Origin of the sequence: Actinokineospora sp. NBRC 105648 (genome assembly GCF_030269645.1) — a bacterium.
Taxonomy (GTDB): Bacteria; Actinomycetota; Actinomycetes; order Mycobacteriales; family Pseudonocardiaceae; genus Actinokineospora.
The window spans coordinates 26,385-41,753 of record NZ_BSTR01000033.1; the positions used below are offsets into that span (position 1 = coordinate 26,385).

Consider the following 15,369-nt stretch of genomic DNA (forward strand, 5'->3'; position numbering starts at 1 on the left):
TAGTACCAAGAACAATCCGTAGTGGGTACGCATTCTGTTAATGCGCGTACTCACTCTTTGGGGAGCAGAGACCCGCTACGGGTCCGAAAACAGTGACCGCGGGTGGTCGTATCCCCTCCGCGACCACGGCGGCGGCGACCTCCTCCAGCGTCGAGTGCAGCACCCGTTGAGCGTGCGTAGTGCCCTCTTGCACTACCGCCACGGGCGTCGTCTTGGGGCGCCCACCAGCGATTAGGGCCGACGCGAACTGGTCGAGCTTGTCCACGCCCATCATCAGCACGATGGTTCCGCTCAACCGCGCCAGCGCGGACCAGTCGGTCAACGACGCCGGGTGGTCCGGGCCCACGTGCCCGGACACGACGACCACCTCGTGCGCGACCCCGCGGTGGGTGACGGGTACCCCCGCGACCGCGGGCACGGCGAACGCGGAAGTGACCCCGGGCACCACGGTGACCGGCACGCCCGCCTCGGCGCACGCGATCACCTCCTCGAAGCCGCGGCCGAAGACGTACGGGTCGCCGCCCTTGAGCCGGACCACGAACTTGCCCGCCCTGGCGTGGGTGACCAACGCGTCGTTGATCGCGTCCTGGCTGGCCGCGCGGCCGTAGGGGATCTTCGCGGCGTCGATCACCAGCACGTTCGGGGCGAGCTCGTCGAGCAGGTCGCGCGGCCCCAGCCGGTCGGCGACGACGACGTCGGCCCGGGCCAGCAGCCGCCGCCCGCGCACGGTGATCAGCTCCGGGTCGCCGGGTCCGCCACCGACCAGCGCGACACCGGCGGGTTCCCGCGCCTGGTCAGCGATCCGCCCCTCGCGCAACGCGTCGAGCAGACCGTCGCGGATGGCGGCCGAACGCTGGTGCTCTCCCCCGGCGAGGACACCGACGAGCAGACCGTCGTACTCACCGCTGGCGGGAGTAACAGCACTACCTTCACTACCCGCGTCCGCGCGCACGCAGAACACGCGCACCCGCTCGGCCTCCTCGGCCACGGCGACGTTGACCTCGGTGACCGAGGTGCAGCACAGCACGTACCAGGCGCCCGCCAGATCGCCGACCCGGTACGGCCGGTGGTGCCAGGTGATCTCCCCCGCGTCGGCCATGGCCTGCACGGACGGCGTCACCTCGGGCGAGACCACCTCGATCACCGCGCCGGACCGCACCAGCCGCGGCAGCCGCCGCTGCGCCACGGTGCCGCCCCCGACGACGACGACGCGTCGGCCCGCGAGGTCCAGGCCCGCCAGGTAGTGCTGCTCACTCGCCATGCGGGACAGCATGCCTGGTCACCTCCTGGGAGGAGAAAATCGCCGCCCGTCAGTGTGACCGAGGCGGCACCGGTCAGCCGCAGAAGCGCCGGTCGACGCCGTCGGGCTTGTGCCCGGCCGCGTCCTGGCTGTCGGCCAGGTGCTCGTCGAAAGCCCGCTGCCAACCGTCGGCGCGGGCAGTGATCCGTTGACCCCCACCCGAACGGTCCCGGACAGGTAGCGGGCTGCAGGGCTGAGCAACATCCGCACGGCCGCGGTCGACCCGGCGACGACCAGCACGGCGGCGGCGAGCGGCAGGATCCTGGTGCGGCGCAGGCTGGTCATCGCTTCTCCCAGCCTGCGGCCAGCACTGCCGCGAGGTAGCCGAGGCCGCCGATCGGGAGCCCGATCAGCAGGGCGACCAAGGCGCTGTAGCCGGACTGCCAGAGGAACGTGCCGCTGGCGGCCGCACCGAGCACCACGGTGCAGATCCTCCACGGAGCCAAGAGCTTTCCGGTGAACGCGGTGAGCCGTGCCTGCTGCGGCGCCCGCGCGAGTTCATTGCGCCAGCACGTACGCCGGAGAACGTCGAAGAGCTGCTCGACGTCCCCCCCCTATCGCCTCGGGCAAGACCCGACCGCTGAAGCAGCTGTCGACGATGACGATCCGGTTGGCGGCCGGACTCTCCCGGATGATCGTGCGCACGTCAGAGTAGGTAGCGCGTCGTGCCACCAGAGGTAGTCCGAGGGATCGGTGTTCGGCAGGCAGAGGTAGAGGTCGTCCTCAGCCGGGTCCTGCGGGGTGGCGTGACCGGCCAGGTACACCAAGAGGACGTCGGTGGCCTGCAACGACACATCCCGCAACGTGCGCAAGATCTGCTTGCGGTCCACCGTGTCCACGAGACGCAGTGATCGCAGCGGAAGCCGCCAAACTCCGTGTCCGCCAAACCTCAACCAGCCCGTGCACAGTGGCCCGCACGGTTGGGAGTTGCCGGTCCACCAGCTGACCGCTGGAGGGCGTTACCGACCGGGCGCGAACCGACCCGCCAGGGGCCCCGCGAGGATCAACCCGCCTTGCGCCAGATGCCCTCGATGCCCTCGGAGCGCGCGCGGTGGTCGATGTAGAGCAGCGACTGGACCACCGCGTACGCCGGTGAGGACAGGATGCCGCCGATGACGATCGCGAGGGACTGGGCGAGCAGGCTGCCGCCGCTGATCCGGTCGAACAGGGTGCTGATGATCAGCGCCAGCAGGCCGAGGGCGATCTGGGCCAGCGCCAGGATGCCCAACACCCGCCACCAGCCCACCGCGTGCACGAGCTTGCGGGAGCGGTCCAGGGCCGCGGCGGGGCCGACGCCCTCGACCACCACGACCGACGGGGCGAAGACGAACGCGATGGCCAGGTAGACCAAGCCCGCCAGGGCGGGCAACATCAGCAGGACACCGGCGGCGCCGCCGACCAGGACCGGCATGATGGCGATCAGGATGACCAGCGTGTAGACGACCAACGTCAGCACCGTGGTCGCGAACAGCCTGGGCAGCGCGGGGGCGGCCTCGGCCAGCGCGGCGCGCGGTGGGGTGGTGTGGCCGAAGACCGCCCGCGGTACGACCACGTTGACCACCGAGGTGATCACCAGGCCGAGCACGGCGAGGATGGCCAGTTCGAGCAGCGCGTCGTAGAGGATCGGCCGCAGCAGCGCCCAGTCGGGGCGCCTGCCCGCGACGATGGTGTCCGGGTCCGGGACGGGGCCGATGAACAGCGCGGTGAGCAGCCGGTGCAGCAGTTCGCCGACCACCAGGACCACCGCGGCGATGCCCAGCAGGGCGGGGGCGTTGCGGCGCAGCGCCTGCGCGGCGCCGCCGACGATGTCGGTCAGCGTCAACGGCCGCAGCGGGACGATGCCCAGTTGCAGCGCCTCCGGCTCGCCCGAGGGGGGCATGGGGGTGAACGGTCCGTCGGGATGCTGCTCGGTCATGCCGTCCCCAGGTCGTGCGGCTGCGGCGAGTCCGCGCCCCTGGAAAGGCTACAGGTAGCCGCCGACGAACTTGAGGGCTTCGGGCAGCGCCCGCTTGAAGTACTCCGTGTCGTGGCCGCCGGGGGTGAACGACGCGGTGACCGCCTTGGTCTTGTCGGCGAGCCTGCGGGTCAGGTCGACGAACGGCCGGTCCTCGGTCCCGCACCACAGGCCCACCGGCACGTTGGACAGCTCGACGGTGTGCCGCAGCGGGTCGAACTCCTTCCACTGCGCCTCGTCGTGGTAGATCTTCGTGCCCGCGGCCTCGCCCCAGGTGTCGAACAGCGTCGGGCTGATCGCCGCGACGGCGGCGTAGCCGGGGGTGCGCGCGGCCACCAGCGCCGCCGAGCCGCCCTCGCCGAAGCCGAGCACCGAGAACGGGGTGCTGGCCAGGTCGTGGTAGTCCAGCCAGCCGGGGAGGTCCTGGTTGAGCATGCGCTGCGGGTCGTCGTCCTTGTCGCCGACCCAGCGGCCGCCGTCGACCGAGGCGATGGCGAACGGCTGGTTCCCGCTCTTCACCAGCTGCGTGAGCATGTCCGGTAACCCGAGCTCCAGGAAGCCCTTGGCGGTGCCCAGCCCGCCGTGCAGCGCGAGGCAGACCGGGATCGGCTCCGGCGGGATCCCGGCCGGGCGGATGATGACGATGTCGACCTCGCGGTAGCGCCCCGCGGACAGGCTGCGGCCGGTGACCACCGGCGGCGCCTCGGACACCGGCGCCCGGGTCTGCAGCGCGTCCGGCGTGCCCGCCGGACCGGCCTGCTGCTGGCACCCCGCGACGAGTCCCGCTCCCAGGCCCAGGCCGCCCAGCAGCACCGACCGCCGGGACACCCGAACAGTTCGCGCAGTATTCACAAGTTCTCCGCTCGTCACGGACCCCTCCGGAGATCCTATTGGTCTAGCGCGCGTTCGTGGCCATACCCGTCGAAACGGATATCCCTGGAGCGCTCCCGGTTTCGCGCCGCCGACCCCCCGGCGACCTCGACCGTTCACCACCCGTGGTCGGCTGGTGACACTGGCGGACCGGAGGACGCGCCGGGTACCCACGGTGGGTCGCTCCCGGTACACCACGTGTTTCCTCGTGCTCCACCAGCGTGTTCCGATCGACCGTAGACATCCCGGTGGGCGATTCGCGCACGGAAACGGGGGCACTCGGGCAATTACCTACGATCGGCGTGGGCCATCCGACGGACACCCCGGCGACTCTGGTCCCTACCGGACAGTCCTGTCCAGTGCCGGTGTCGCGGCCGCGCGGGTCGTAGACCAGTGCACCGACTCGGCGAGCGCCTCGACCGGGGGCGAGATGACCTTCAGACATGCCGACAGTGTGGCGCCCACCACTGTCCGAGCGGAACACCTGGGCGACTTCTGACCGCCGCCAGGCTCGGCGACGTGGCCCGACACGAGCGGCGCGGCGCTCAATTTGTCCAAAATGGACGATATACGGTGCGTGGTCGGCCGGTCGCGGCGACGGTACCCGCCGCCAAGCCGCCGCCGCGGTTCGACGTCCGTGACGCCTACTTGCGGCTGCCCCACAACAGGAAGGTCGAGCTCGCCGGGGCCACGCCCACGGTGTCACCGGGCAGCGCCACCAGGCTCGACGACGAGAGCTGGCAGCCGTCGACCGCGTAGCCCGCGTCGGCCAAGGTGGCACGGGTGTGCCCGAGCCGGTCCAGTTCAGGTACCAGCACCACGACCCGGTTCGCGCCGACCCCCGCGCAGGCCCGCACGATGTCCGGGCGGGAACTCGCGACGAACACCGAGTCCGGGCGCGGCAGGCTGGGCAGCACCTCCGGCGGGTCGCCGTCGGCCAGCCGCACGTCGACGCCGTGCGCGCCCGCGTTGGCCACGATCCGCACGCACAGCCCCGAGTCGCGCTCGACCGCGATCACCGCGGCCCCCAGCCGGGCCGCCTCGATGCCCAGCGCGCCGGAACCGGCGCAGACGTCCCAGACCAGCGCGCCCGGCCGGGGCGCGAGCCGGGCCAGCGCCAACGCGCGGACCTCGGGGGCGATGCCCACCCCGGAGCGGGTGGCGAAAGCGCTTTCGTCCAGGGCCCAGCCGTCGGCGGGCGGCACCGGCTGACCGCCCGCGATCCACTCGTCGTGGCCCACCGCGTCGATGGAGGTCAGGCACAGCACCAGGTTCGGCTCCCGCCAGCGCCGCCGTTCGGCCTCCGTGACGTCCACAATGGACAGTGTCTCGGCCGGGCCGCCGACGTCCTCTAGCACCGCGAGGTTGCGCCGCCAGCCGACCAGTTCCCGGGCGAGCTCCGCCGGTCCGGCGCTGGGCGCGGTGAGCACCGCTACCGCCTTGCGCGCGCGGCAGATGTTCACCGCGGGTCGGAAGTCCCGACCGCGCGCGCTCACCACGGTGATGTCGTCCCACGGTCGCTTGAGCATCGCGGCCATGCGCTGGAGGTCTGTCACGGACGGCAGACTGGCAACGGGTAAGCCCCGGCCGCGCAGGGCCCGCAGGCACCCGAAGTAGCCCGCGTCGCCCGGAACCAGGACGACGACGTCCTGACCCTCGGACACGGCCTTGGCGATCTCGTCCACGGTGGACTCGCCGAGCGGACCGATGACCGCGACCGTGCGGGCGTCGCCTGCGTGGACTGCCAGCAGAGACCGCGGTCCGACGACAAGTCCGGCCGTCCCCAGGGCCTGTTCGGCACCCGCGGGCACGGACTGCCCGGCCACACCCACCACGGTCACCGTCATGGCGGGTATTCGACCACGTTCAGGCGGCCCGCGGGAGGCTCAGGACTTCTTGGTCGTCCGTCGGGCGGTCGTGCGGGGAGCCCGGGGTTGCTGCTTCTTGGGGGTCGGCGCGCGCTTGACGGGCGCTACCGCCTCGACGGCGCTCTCGACCGGCTCGATGACCTCTGGTTCAGGCTCAGGTAGTGCGGGCGGTTCCTCTTCCGGTGCTTCGACAACAGCCACCGCGGAACCGTTAGTCCGCTTCGCCCAAGAGCCCTCGGTACGCGAAGACCGCCAACTGCGCGACGTCCAACGCTGTCCGACCTCGGTCTCGCGCGGGGCGTAACCGGCGCGCGGCTTGGCCTGCCGCAACGCGTCGCCGATGAGGAAGTGCACGTGTCGCCACAGGTTCGCGCGCTTGACCTCGGCGACCAGCTCCGCGAGCGTCGTGTGCAAGAGGGTCTCGTCGGGCCAAGACACCTTGTACGCCACCACGACCGGCATCTCCGGGTCCAGCCCCGCGGCGGTGAGCGCCTCGACCAGCTCCGCGGCGCGCGCGGCGGGCGCCTGCACCGCGATGGTCCGCCCGTCGGCCGCAAGTTCGCGCACCCGGTCGAAATCGGCCTCGGTGACGACCAGCGTGTCCGCGCCACCGGTCTCGACCGCGCCGGTGCCGGTCGCCGCGACCGCGGCCGAGACCGGGGAGACCCCGGGGACCACCTCGACGTCGAGCCCCAGCTTCACGCAGGTCTCGCGCTGCTCGCGCAGGTCCGCGCTCAGCGCGGGGTCGCCCGCGACCAGGCGGACCGCGCGGTGGTGCCTGCTGGCCAGCCTGCGCAGGAGCTCCACCAGCTCGTCGGCGCCGAGGCGCGCGTGGTCGACCAGTTCGGCGTCGGGCTTGGTGTGCTCGCGCAGCCAGGCCGCGTCGACCACGCTCGGGGTGTAGAGCACGAGGTCGGCCTGGGCGATCCGGCTCGCGCCGCGCAGGGTGAGGAGATCGGCCGCACCTGGTCCAGCTCCCACGAAACTCACGGCGCCACGCATGGCACGACCGTATCGCCTGTCACCTAGGGCACCCGGACCTGGGCCGGTGGTGACCGCGGTGCCAGACTCGCAGCCGTGAACCCGGACGCACCCACCCCCGCCGACCAGGTGTTCGACTGGATCGACCGGCACGCGGAGGAGCGGAAGCAGGCGGGTCTGAGCAGGCAGCTGCGGCCCCGCGCGCACGACTCGGACCTGCTCGACCTCGCGGGCAACGACTACCTCGGGCTGGCCAAGGACAAGCGGGTCGCGGGCGCGGCCGCCGCGGCGACGCTGCGCTGGGGCGCCGGTTCGACGGGCTCGCGGCTGGTCACCGGGAGCACCGAGCTGCACAGCGAGCTGGAGTTCGAGCTCGCCCGGTTCTGCGGGACGCAGTCCGCGCTGGTGTTCTCCTCCGGGTTCGCGGCGAACCTGGGCGCGGTGACGGCCCTGTCGGGCAAGAACTGCTCCATCGTCACCGACGCGCACATCCACGCCTCGCTGATCGACGGGTGCAGGCTCGCCCGCGCCGAGGTGGCCGTGGTCGGGCACCTCGACCCGGCCGCTGCGGGCCGGGCACTGGCCACCCGCCGCACCGAGCGCGCCCTGTTCGTGACCGACTCGGTGTTCAGCGTGGACGGCGACCTGGCCCCGCTGGCCGAGCTCGCGGCGGTGTGCAGGCAGCACGGCGCGGGTCTGATCGTCGACGACGCGCACGGTCTGGGCGTGCTCGGCGAGGGCGGCCGGGGCGCGGTGCACGCGGCGGGCCTGGCGAAGGACCCCGACGTGGTGACGACGGTGACGCTGTCGAAAGCCCTGGGCGCCCAGGGCGGCGCCGTGCTGGGTCCACGCCGGGTGATCAAGCACCTGGTGGACAACGCGCGCAGCTTCATCTTCGACACCGGCCTGGCCCCCGGCAGCGCCGCGGCGGCGCTGTCGGCGCTGGGCGTGCTCAAGGAGGAGCCCGAACGCGCGACCCGGGTCCTGGAGGTCGCGACCACCCTGGCGGCCCGCCTGGCCGAGGCCGGGCTCACCGTGAGCGAGCCGACCGCGGCCGTGGTCTCGGTCCGGGCGCCCTCGCCGGAGGCGGCGCTGACCTGGTCGAACGACTGCCGCGCGGCCGGGGTGTGGGTGGGCTGCTTCCGCCCCCCGTCGGTGCCCGACACCGTGTCCCGGCTGCGCCTGACCGCTCGGGCCGACCTCACCGAGGGCGACATCGACCGGGCGGTGGACGTGATCACCCGGCACGCGCCGCGCTGAATCCGGTCGACGAAGGGCGCCCCGCGCCCCATGATGCGGGGATGGACCATGCCCCGGTGGACTACGTCGCGGTGAACAAGGCGAACTGGGACGAACGCGCGCCCGCCCACGCCGCCTCCACCGACTACGGCTTCCAGCGCTACCGCGACGACCCCGAACACCTCAGCGACGTCGTGCGGTTCGACCGCCCGCGGCTGGGCGACGTGTCGGGGCTGCGCGGCGTGCACCTGCAGTGCCACATCGGCACGGACACCCTGTCCCTGGCCCGACTCGGCGCGCGGATGAGCGGACTGGACTTCTCCCCCGCGTCCCTGGCCCAAGCCCGACTGCTGGCCGAGGGCGCGGTGGACTACTACGAGGCCGAGGTCTACGACGCCGTCTCGGTGCTCGGCGCGGCCCAGTTCGACCTGGTGTACACGGGAGTCGGGGCGCTGTGCTGGCTGCCGTCGATCCGGCGGTGGGCAGGCGTGGTGGCCGGCTTGTTGCGGCCCGGAGGTCGACTGTTCCTGCGGGAAGGGCATCCGATGTTGTGGGCCCTGGACGAAAAGGCGAATCCGGCGGTGTTGCGGTATCCGTATTTCGAACAGGAAGAGCCGCTGGTGTTCGACGAGCCAAACACCTATGTGGACACGGACGTTGTGTTCACACATGGACTTGCGGCGACGTGGAACCACGGGCTGGGGGAAGTGGTGACGGCGCTGTTGGATGAGGGACTGCGCATCACGCGGCTCGAGGAGCACGACAGCGTGTCTTGGGATGCCCTGCCCGGGCAGATGACGCTTGGCCCCGACGGGGAGTGGCGACTGAAGGAAGCGCCGGAGCGACTGGCGGCCAGCTATACGTTGGAAGCTGTGCTGGATTAGGAAGACCATTTGCGGATCCAGCCACCCGCCAAGAGCACTGGAAAACAGTCTTGCCCAGCCAGCAACTGACCGCGCCCGCCCAACCAACTGCTGGATTGGGTGAACCTGCTTTGTCTGGGGAGAAAAGAGGCGCTAGCCTGGCCCAGGCGGTGGGTATCCCTTTCCCACCCGCTTTACCCACGGCGCCTCTTTTCTTAGGGGCCCCAGACAAAGCAGGTTCACCCAATCCAGCCCCCGCTGGCACAGCAAACCGGAATATGGCTGTTTCAATGGCGTCCGGGGCGGCGCATTCTGATGTGGGGGATTCCGTCGTCCAGGAACTCCTCGCCTTCCGGGTGGTAGCCGTGGCGGGCGTAGAGGTTCTGGGCCTGGACCTGGGCGTCCAGGACACTCGGGTCGGGGCCGATGTGGTCGAGGGCCGCGGCCATCAGCTTTCCGCCCAGGCCGGTGCCTCTGGCGTCCAGCGCTGTGCAGACCCTCCCGATCCGGCGTTCCGTGCCCGGCGTGCCGAGGATTCTGAGGCAGGCCAGCGGCTCCGCTGCCGGTTGCCACCACAGGTGGACGGTGTCCGGGAGCAGGTCGCGTCCGTCCAGTTCCGGGTAGGGGCACTCCTGCTCCACCACGAAGACGTTCACCCGCAAGCGGAGTAGCGCGTAGAGGTCTTCGCTGGTCAGGTCTGGGCCCAGGGCCGCGCGCATGCTCACGCGGCCCTGGATATCACAGGTGGGCGGTGATCAGGTCCGCGTACTCGGTGACGCGGGTGTAGACGCCGGGTTTGCCCGCCTCGGCGCAGCCCTCGCCCCAGGAGGCGATGCCGACGAGTCTGCCCGCCACCACCAGGGGGCCGCCGGAGTCGCCCTGGCAGGTGTCGACGCCGCCTTCGGGGACGCCCGCGCACACCATGCCGGGGGCGGTGAAGCCGTTGTAGTCGCGGGCGCATTCGGTGTCTGCGATGAGGGGGACCTCGGCCTTGAGGAGGTAGCGCGAGGGCGGCCCGCCGTCGGAGGTGCGGCCCCAGCCGAGGATGGTGGCGGGGGTGCCCGCGGGCTGATCGTCCGCGGCGGCCAGTGGGAGCGGGCGGTAGGGCAGGCGCTGGGTGAGGGTGAGGACGGCGACGTCGTCACCGCCGGTGACGTTGGAGTAACCCGGATGAATCCAGGCCTCGCTCACCGTGGTGATCAGGCCGGTGCCCGCCTGCTTGTCCTCGCGGCCCGCGACGACCCGGATCGAGGCCACCGGGACCGCCTTCGCGCAGTGCGCGGCCGTGACCACCTTGTCCCGGGTGACCAGGGTGCCGCCGCAGAACTGGAAGCCGTCCGCGGTGGCCAGGTAGACGACGTAGGGGTGGTCGGCGATGGCCGCCCGGTCACCGCCCACGATCTGCTCGCGGGCGTTGGCGCGGCCGAACTGGCCGAGCAGCACCGCCGCGATGATCGCCAGGGCGGCGAGCGCGCCGAGGATCCGGCGCACGTGTCGCCTCATGGGGGTCTCCTATCGGTGGGGAAGTGCGTGCTCGGGTGGACACGCTAGGTCAAACCAGCGGGAAATCGTGACTCTGCGCTGTCGCTCGAACGGGTGGACCTTGGTGCGTGCGGCATGCTGGGCACGTGCGCCTCCGCCTCCTCGCCGCCCTGGCCCTCACGCTCGCCGTGGTCGCCGGCTGTGTCACCCCGGAGCAACAGCGGGCCGCGAGCTCGCCCGCCACCACGTCGAGCCCGGAGGCCGCCGAGAGCTCGTCCGCGCCCGCCGAGACCACCACCGAGACCACGACGACGACGCCACCGCCCACGACGACCACCGCTACGACACAGGTGCAAGCGCCCGGGTGGGTGGTCGGTGCGACGCCGCTGCCGTTGGGCCCGGACGGGTTCGGCCAAGTGCTGCCCACGCCGCCGGTGCTGCGCAACCGCGCCCTGCCCACAAGGGACCTGTTGCCGCCACCGGCCGACGGTCGCTACGCCTCCACGGTCGCGCCGGTGCCGGACGCGGTGCTGCGGCGCAGCACGTGGCAGGCGGGCTGCCCGGTGCGGCGGGAGGACCTGCGCTACCTGACGATGTCGTTCTGGGGCTTCGACGGGAAGACCCACACCGGCGAGATGATCGTCAACGCCCGGGTGGCCGACGGCGTGACGCGGGTCTTCGGCACCCTCTACGAGATCCGCTTCCCACTGGAGGAGATGCGGGTGACCGCCCGGCCGGAACTGGACCTCGCACCGACCGGCGACGGCAACAACACCGGCGCGTTCGTCTGCCGCCCGACCGTGGGCGCCACGACCTGGTCGGCGCACGCCTACGGCCTGGCGGTGGACGTGAACCCGTTCTGCAACCCCTACCTGAAGGGGAAGCTGGTCCTGCCGGAACTGGCATCGTCCTATGTGGACCGGAAGAACCGCCGCCCGGGCATGCTCTTCGCGGGCGACCGGGTGGTCCGCGCCTTCGCCGCGATCGGCTGGTCCTGGGGTGGGGCCTGGACCTCACCGGTGGACATCCAGCACTTCTCCGCGACGGGCCGGTGAGCGGGCGGTGGCCGTGCTGAGGTCGGTCGCGCTGTTCGTGCTGGCCGCCCTCGCCGAGATCGGCGGCGCCTGGCTCGTCTGGCAGGGCATCCGCGAGTCGCGGGGCTGGCTGTGGGTGCTCGGCGGCGTGCTGGCGCTGGGCGCCTACGGGTTCGTCGCCACCTGGCAGGCCGACGCCCACTTCGGCCGGGTTCTCGCGGCGTACGGCGGGGTGTTCGTCGTCGGCTCACTGGCCTGGGCGGTCGCCCTGGACGGCTTCCGCCCCGACCGCTGGGACGTGATCGGCGCGGCCGTCTGCCTGGTGGGCGTAGGGGTCATCATGTACGCCCCGCGCACGTAGGGGTGTAACGCTCCGCACAGACCGTACGACCCTGCAATGGATTGCGCGGACGGAACCACACCGAGGTGGCGCCTCGGTTTTCCGCCGTAAGCAACGTGGCCAAGCGCCTCGTCCACTCCGGCAACGGTGACGCACTGCGATCATTTTGGAGGATTCAGTGGAGACGAGTACAACCGAACCACGAACCGGCAGGCTGTGGCTCTTCCTGGTCGTCTGGCTGTCCTGGTTCGCCATCGGCTTCCCCTACACCGACCCGACCTGGCGCTCCACCGCGGTCGACGCCCTCATCGCCACCGGCGGCGCCACCCTGATGGTCCTGGCCGTCACCACCATCGGTTGGTGGCAGCACCGCCCCAAGGCCGCCGACCAGGTGGGCCAAGAAGTGGGCCAAGAACAACACCAGTGAGCGCCCGGCCTGCCCCGTGGATGAGCCCAGCTCATCCACGGCCGGCCCCGGGGCGAGCCGAGCACTGACCACGGCGGCGCGGCCGATCCGGCACGACCGCGCCCGGCTGACCACCGGATGCCCTGGTGGACAACGTTTTCCGACCCCGCGGGGACGGCCACCACAGCACCAGCACGGCGCGCGGACGCCCCCGGGAGCTCAGTTCGCCGGCGTGTCCTCGCCCCGAGCACCACCGCCGAACCGGTTGAACACCTTTCCGGCCGCGTCCGACAACGCCCCGCCGACGTCGTTGAGCACCTTCGCCAGCGGATCGGCCGAGGAGTTGAACGACTCCTTGTACGACTTGGCCGCGGACTTCATGTCGTCGCTCAACGTGCTGGTGGGGCTGTCTTCGTCGCGGCGCGAGTAGTCGCCCGCCAGGATCGCCCGGTAGTCCTCGGACGCCGCCCACCGCTGCAGCTGCGCGGCGCGCACCACGGCGAACGGGTGGCTCATCCCCTCGACGCTGCGCAGCTTGTGGATGCTGTCGCGGATGTCGTCGACCTCCTCGTACTCCTTGGCCTGCTGGAGGAACGACGGGATGTCGATCTGGGTGAGGTCGGTGCCGCCCGCCAGGTAGACGTGCGTGCGCAGGGCGGCGGCCGGGTCCTGGCCGCAGAGCAGGCCCGCGCGGTCGCAGGTGAGCTCGGCCTTGCGGAACCACTCGCGCAGCGCGGCGATGGCCGCGCGCAGGGCGAGGGCGCCCGCCGGGATGAAGGCGACGCTCATCTGCAGGTGCAGCAGCCGCAGCAGCAGGGTGCGCAGCACCGCGTGGCCGGATAGCACGTGGCCCATCTCGTGCCCGATCACGAACCGCAGGCTCTCGGTGTCCAGCGCCTCCACCAGTCCCGTGGTGAGCACGATGAACGGCTCGTCGATGCCCACCGTCATCGCGTTCGCGACCGGGTTGCGCTCGACGAACAGGTTGGGCACCGTGTCCAGGTCGAGGGTCTCGGCGCACTCGACCCGCAGCCGGTCGATCTTCGGGTACTGCTTCTCCCCCACCCGGATCGCCGAGGCGAGCGCCAGCAGCCGCTCGCCGCGCTCGCTGAACAAGCCGGAGACCGCCTTGAGCACCTCGGTGAGCCCGGGCACCGCGCGCAGCCCCGCCATGGCCCCGCGGTCGGCCGGGTGCTCGTACGCGCGCGGGCTGATGCGCGGGAACCGCACTCGGGTCGATGACTGCGAGACCTCGTTGTCCGTCACTTCTTCCTCCCCTGGCATGGTGTGGCGCCCACAGTAGGCGGAATCCCCGAGGTGGGTGGTTGTTTGTCCACACCCTGCGCTGACCAGCGGAAACAGTTAGCTTCGGCGGGTGAGCGACCCCGAACTGTCCGCGGTCGCCGCCTTCCTCGGCGGCACCGCGCTGTCCTTCCTGCTGGTGATCCCGTACATCGCCTGGAGCTATCGCGGGCGCGGGCAGCTGGGGCTGGGGCACGCGCTGCTGGCGTTCGGCTTCCTCGTCTACGCGCTCGCGCTGTGGACGTACACACTGCTGCCGGTGCCGGACACGACGCCGCAGTGGTGCGCCGCGCACGCCGGCTCAGGCCCGCAACTGCGCCCGTTCCAGTTCGTCGCGGACTTCCGCACCGAGCACGTCGGCGACGGCCTCCGCGCGGTCTTGCGCAACCCGGCGTTGCAGCAGGTGGTGTTCAACGTGGCGCTGTTCGTGCCGTTCGGCATGTTCGGCAGGCACTTGTTCCGCCGCGGTCCGGTCACCGTCGTCCTCGCCGGGTTCCTCACGTCATTGTTCATCGAGTTCACCCAACTCACCGCGGTGTGGGGGCTCTTCGCGTGCCCGTACCGCCTCTTCGACGTCGACGACCTCTTGGCCAACACCGCAGGCGCGGCCCTGGGCCTTCTCTTGGCCCCCGTGCTCCGATTGGTCCCCGGGCAGCGGATCACCAAAGCGCCCGGTGAACCGCGTAAGGTCACCACCGCCCGCAGGCTGCTCGGCATGCTGGTCGACGTCGCGAGCGTCGTTCTCCTCGGCGTACTCCTCCAGGTCGCGGCGAACGCGGTAGCGATCTACGGATTGCACACCAACGCGGACGGCCTCAACTGGCTCTTGGCCTACGCGATCCCCGTTGGCGCGCTCCTGTTGGTCCTACCGCTCGCCGGTAATGGCGCCACGCTCGGACAACGCATCGTCTTGCTCAACCCCGTCAACCGGAACGGCGACAAACCCGCTGTCCCCCAGATGTTGCTCCGCTTCGCCGTCGGCAGCGGCGGCTACTTCACGCTCACCCAGTTCGACCTGACACTCCTGGCGTTCCTCCTCGCAGTGGTCAGCGTGGTGATGGCGTGGCGTCCGCGGGACCACCGCGGGCTCAGCGGGGTGGTCGCCGGACTGCGTGTGGTCGACACGCGAGCGGCCGCGGCCGGGACTAGATTCAACGCGGAAGATCACCGGAAACCAGTGGAGGAACGTCCATGAGCCTCGACCGCCCGGTCGCTCCGGACCCGTACGAGCTGCTGCCCGAGACCGGCGCGTTCACCGTCACCTCGACCGACGTGCGCGACGGCGAGAAGCTCGACCTCGAGTACGTGCACGACTCCGCGGGCGGGAAGAACGTGTCCCCGCAGCTGTCCTGGAGCGGCGCGCCCGAGGACACCAAGAGCTACGTGGTGACCTGCTTCGACCCGGACGCGCCGATCCCCGGCGGGTTTTGGCACTGGGTCGCGGTGAACATCCCCGCCTCGACCACTGAGCTGCCCACCGGCGCCGGGGCGGGCGACAGCTCACTGCCCGAGGGCGCCTTCCACGTCCGCCCCGACTTCGGCGACCGGCAGTACGGCGGCGCCGCCCCGCCGCCGGGCGACCAGGACCACCGGTACTACTTCGTGGTGCACGCGGTGGACGTGGCCAAGCTCGACGTCGACGAGGACTCCAGCCCGGCCGTGGTGAGCTTCAACCTGGCCTTCCACACCTTGGCGCGCGCGATCATCACGCCCACCTACGCGCACTAGGC

16 protein-coding genes are annotated in these 15,369 nt (G+C 71.4%); 7 read left to right on the forward strand and 9 right to left on the reverse strand.

The window, feature by feature from the left end:
* Positions 1 to 37: 37 nt before the first annotated feature.
* The 6 genes from cobA to QSK30_RS24905 all read right to left on the reverse strand — a co-directional run bounded on the left by cobA (position 38) and on the right by QSK30_RS24905 (position 6,994).
* Positions 38 to 1,261 carry a uroporphyrinogen-III C-methyltransferase gene (gene cobA / locus QSK30_RS24880; protein ID WP_285506280.1) on the reverse strand — a complete coding sequence of 408 codons (1,224 nt, stop codon included), beginning with the start codon at positions 1,259 to 1,261 and terminating at the stop codon, positions 38 to 40.
* Positions 1,262 to 1,581: 320 nt separating this feature from the next.
* Positions 1,582 to 1,722 (reverse strand): hypothetical protein, encoded by a 141-nt coding sequence (locus QSK30_RS24885; protein ID WP_285506281.1) that lies wholly within the window; start codon positions 1,720 to 1,722, stop codon positions 1,582 to 1,584.
* A 581-nt stretch (positions 1,723 to 2,303) separates the two neighbouring features.
* The gene (locus QSK30_RS24890) at positions 2,304 to 3,215 is read right to left on the reverse strand and encodes a hypothetical protein (RefSeq protein ID WP_285506282.1); all 912 of its coding nucleotides are present in this window, start codon (positions 3,213 to 3,215) and stop codon (positions 2,304 to 2,306) included.
* 48 nt (positions 3,216 to 3,263) lie between these two features.
* On the reverse strand, positions 3,264 to 4,106 hold the full coding sequence (locus tag QSK30_RS24895) for an alpha/beta hydrolase (RefSeq protein WP_285506283.1): 843 nt from the start codon (positions 4,104 to 4,106) through the stop codon (positions 3,264 to 3,266).
* Between the two features lie 662 nt (positions 4,107 to 4,768).
* Positions 4,769 to 5,971 carry a bifunctional cobalt-precorrin-7 (C(5))-methyltransferase/cobalt-precorrin-6B (C(15))-methyltransferase gene (locus QSK30_RS24900; RefSeq protein ID WP_285506284.1) on the reverse strand — a complete coding sequence of 401 codons (1,203 nt, stop codon included), beginning with the start codon at positions 5,969 to 5,971 and terminating at the stop codon, positions 4,769 to 4,771.
* 39 nt (positions 5,972 to 6,010) lie between these two features.
* Complete coding sequence (locus tag QSK30_RS24905; RefSeq protein ID WP_285506286.1) at positions 6,011 to 6,994, reverse strand: cobalt-precorrin-4/precorrin-4 C(11)-methyltransferase; 984 nt, start codon at positions 6,992 to 6,994, stop codon at positions 6,011 to 6,013.
* A 75-nt stretch (positions 6,995 to 7,069) separates the two neighbouring features.
* Here QSK30_RS24905 and QSK30_RS24910 point away from each other — a divergent pair, with 75 nt between their 5' ends.
* Together QSK30_RS24910 and QSK30_RS24915 are read left to right on the forward strand one after the other, a co-directional pair.
* On the forward strand, positions 7,070 to 8,233 hold the full coding sequence (locus tag QSK30_RS24910; protein WP_285506287.1) for an 8-amino-7-oxononanoate synthase: 1,164 nt from the start codon (positions 7,070 to 7,072) through the stop codon (positions 8,231 to 8,233).
* 56 nt (positions 8,234 to 8,289) lie between these two features.
* Entirely contained in the window at positions 8,290 to 9,096 is an 807-nt protein-coding gene (locus QSK30_RS24915; protein ID WP_285506289.1) for a class I SAM-dependent methyltransferase, read from the forward strand.
* A 266-nt stretch (positions 9,097 to 9,362) separates the two neighbouring features.
* Here QSK30_RS24915 and QSK30_RS24920 read toward each other — a convergent pair whose 3' ends face one another.
* Together QSK30_RS24920 and QSK30_RS24925 are read right to left on the reverse strand one after the other, a co-directional pair.
* Positions 9,363 to 9,794 carry a GNAT family N-acetyltransferase gene (locus tag QSK30_RS24920; protein ID WP_285506377.1) on the reverse strand — a complete coding sequence of 144 codons (432 nt, stop codon included), beginning with the start codon at positions 9,792 to 9,794 and terminating at the stop codon, positions 9,363 to 9,365.
* Positions 9,795 to 9,813: 19 nt separating this feature from the next.
* Positions 9,814 to 10,578 (reverse strand): S1 family peptidase, encoded by a 765-nt coding sequence (locus QSK30_RS24925; RefSeq protein ID WP_285506290.1) that lies wholly within the window; start codon positions 10,576 to 10,578, stop codon positions 9,814 to 9,816.
* A gap of 125 nt (positions 10,579 to 10,703) precedes the next feature.
* Here QSK30_RS24925 and QSK30_RS24930 point away from each other — a divergent pair, with 125 nt between their 5' ends.
* The 3 genes from QSK30_RS24930 to QSK30_RS24940 all read left to right on the forward strand — a co-directional run bounded on the left by QSK30_RS24930 (position 10,704) and on the right by QSK30_RS24940 (position 12,358).
* On the forward strand, positions 10,704 to 11,612 hold the full coding sequence (locus QSK30_RS24930; protein ID WP_285506291.1) for a M15 family metallopeptidase: 909 nt from the start codon (positions 10,704 to 10,706) through the stop codon (positions 11,610 to 11,612).
* 7 nt (positions 11,613 to 11,619) lie between these two features.
* Positions 11,620 to 11,952, forward strand: a complete 333-nt coding sequence (locus QSK30_RS24935; protein WP_285506293.1) for a YnfA family protein — start codon at positions 11,620 to 11,622, stop codon at positions 11,950 to 11,952.
* A gap of 157 nt (positions 11,953 to 12,109) precedes the next feature.
* Positions 12,110 to 12,358, forward strand: a complete 249-nt coding sequence (locus QSK30_RS24940) for a hypothetical protein (RefSeq protein WP_285506295.1) — start codon at positions 12,110 to 12,112, stop codon at positions 12,356 to 12,358.
* Positions 12,359 to 12,556: 198 nt separating this feature from the next.
* Here the strand turns inward: QSK30_RS24940 and QSK30_RS24945 are convergent, their stop codons facing one another.
* Positions 12,557 to 13,621, reverse strand: coding sequence for a M48 family metallopeptidase (locus tag QSK30_RS24945; RefSeq protein WP_285506297.1), 1,065 nt, complete (start codon positions 13,619 to 13,621; stop codon positions 12,557 to 12,559).
* Between the two features lie 91 nt (positions 13,622 to 13,712).
* Here QSK30_RS24945 and QSK30_RS24950 point away from each other — a divergent pair, with 91 nt between their 5' ends.
* Positions 13,713 to 14,834: a VanZ family protein gene (locus QSK30_RS24950; protein WP_285506299.1), complete on the forward strand. Its 1,122-nt coding sequence runs from the start codon at positions 13,713 to 13,715 to the stop codon at positions 14,832 to 14,834.
* The gene (locus QSK30_RS24955) at positions 14,831 to 15,367 is read left to right on the forward strand and encodes a YbhB/YbcL family Raf kinase inhibitor-like protein (protein ID WP_285506301.1); all 537 of its coding nucleotides are present in this window, start codon (positions 14,831 to 14,833) and stop codon (positions 15,365 to 15,367) included. The genes QSK30_RS24950 and QSK30_RS24955 overlap by 4 nt, the downstream gene beginning before the upstream one ends.
* Positions 15,368 to 15,369: the final 2 nt, after the last annotated feature.

Coding starts and splice junctions, on each gene's coding strand:
- QSK30_RS24920 (WP_285506377.1), bottom strand. CDS start 9,794: ATGCGCGCGGCCCTGGGCCCAGACCTGACCAGCGAAGACCTCTACGCG.
- cobA (WP_285506280.1), bottom strand. CDS start 1,261: ATGGCGAGTGAGCAGCACTACCTGGCGGGCCTGGACCTCGCGGGCCGA.
- QSK30_RS24925 (WP_285506290.1), bottom strand. CDS start 10,578: ATGAGGCGACACGTGCGCCGGATCCTCGGCGCGCTCGCCGCCCTGGCG.
- QSK30_RS24900 (WP_285506284.1), bottom strand. CDS start 5,971: ATGACGGTGACCGTGGTGGGTGTGGCCGGGCAGTCCGTGCCCGCGGGT.
- QSK30_RS24890 (WP_285506282.1), bottom strand. CDS start 3,215: ATGACCGAGCAGCATCCCGACGGACCGTTCACCCCCATGCCCCCCTCG.
- QSK30_RS24945 (WP_285506297.1), bottom strand. CDS start 13,621: ATGCCAGGGGAGGAAGAAGTGACGGACAACGAGGTCTCGCAGTCATCG.
- QSK30_RS24905 (WP_285506286.1), bottom strand. CDS start 6,994: ATGCGTGGCGCCGTGAGTTTCGTGGGAGCTGGACCAGGTGCGGCCGAT.
- QSK30_RS24955 (WP_285506301.1), top strand. CDS start 14,831: ATGAGCCTCGACCGCCCGGTCGCTCCGGACCCGTACGAGCTGCTGCCC.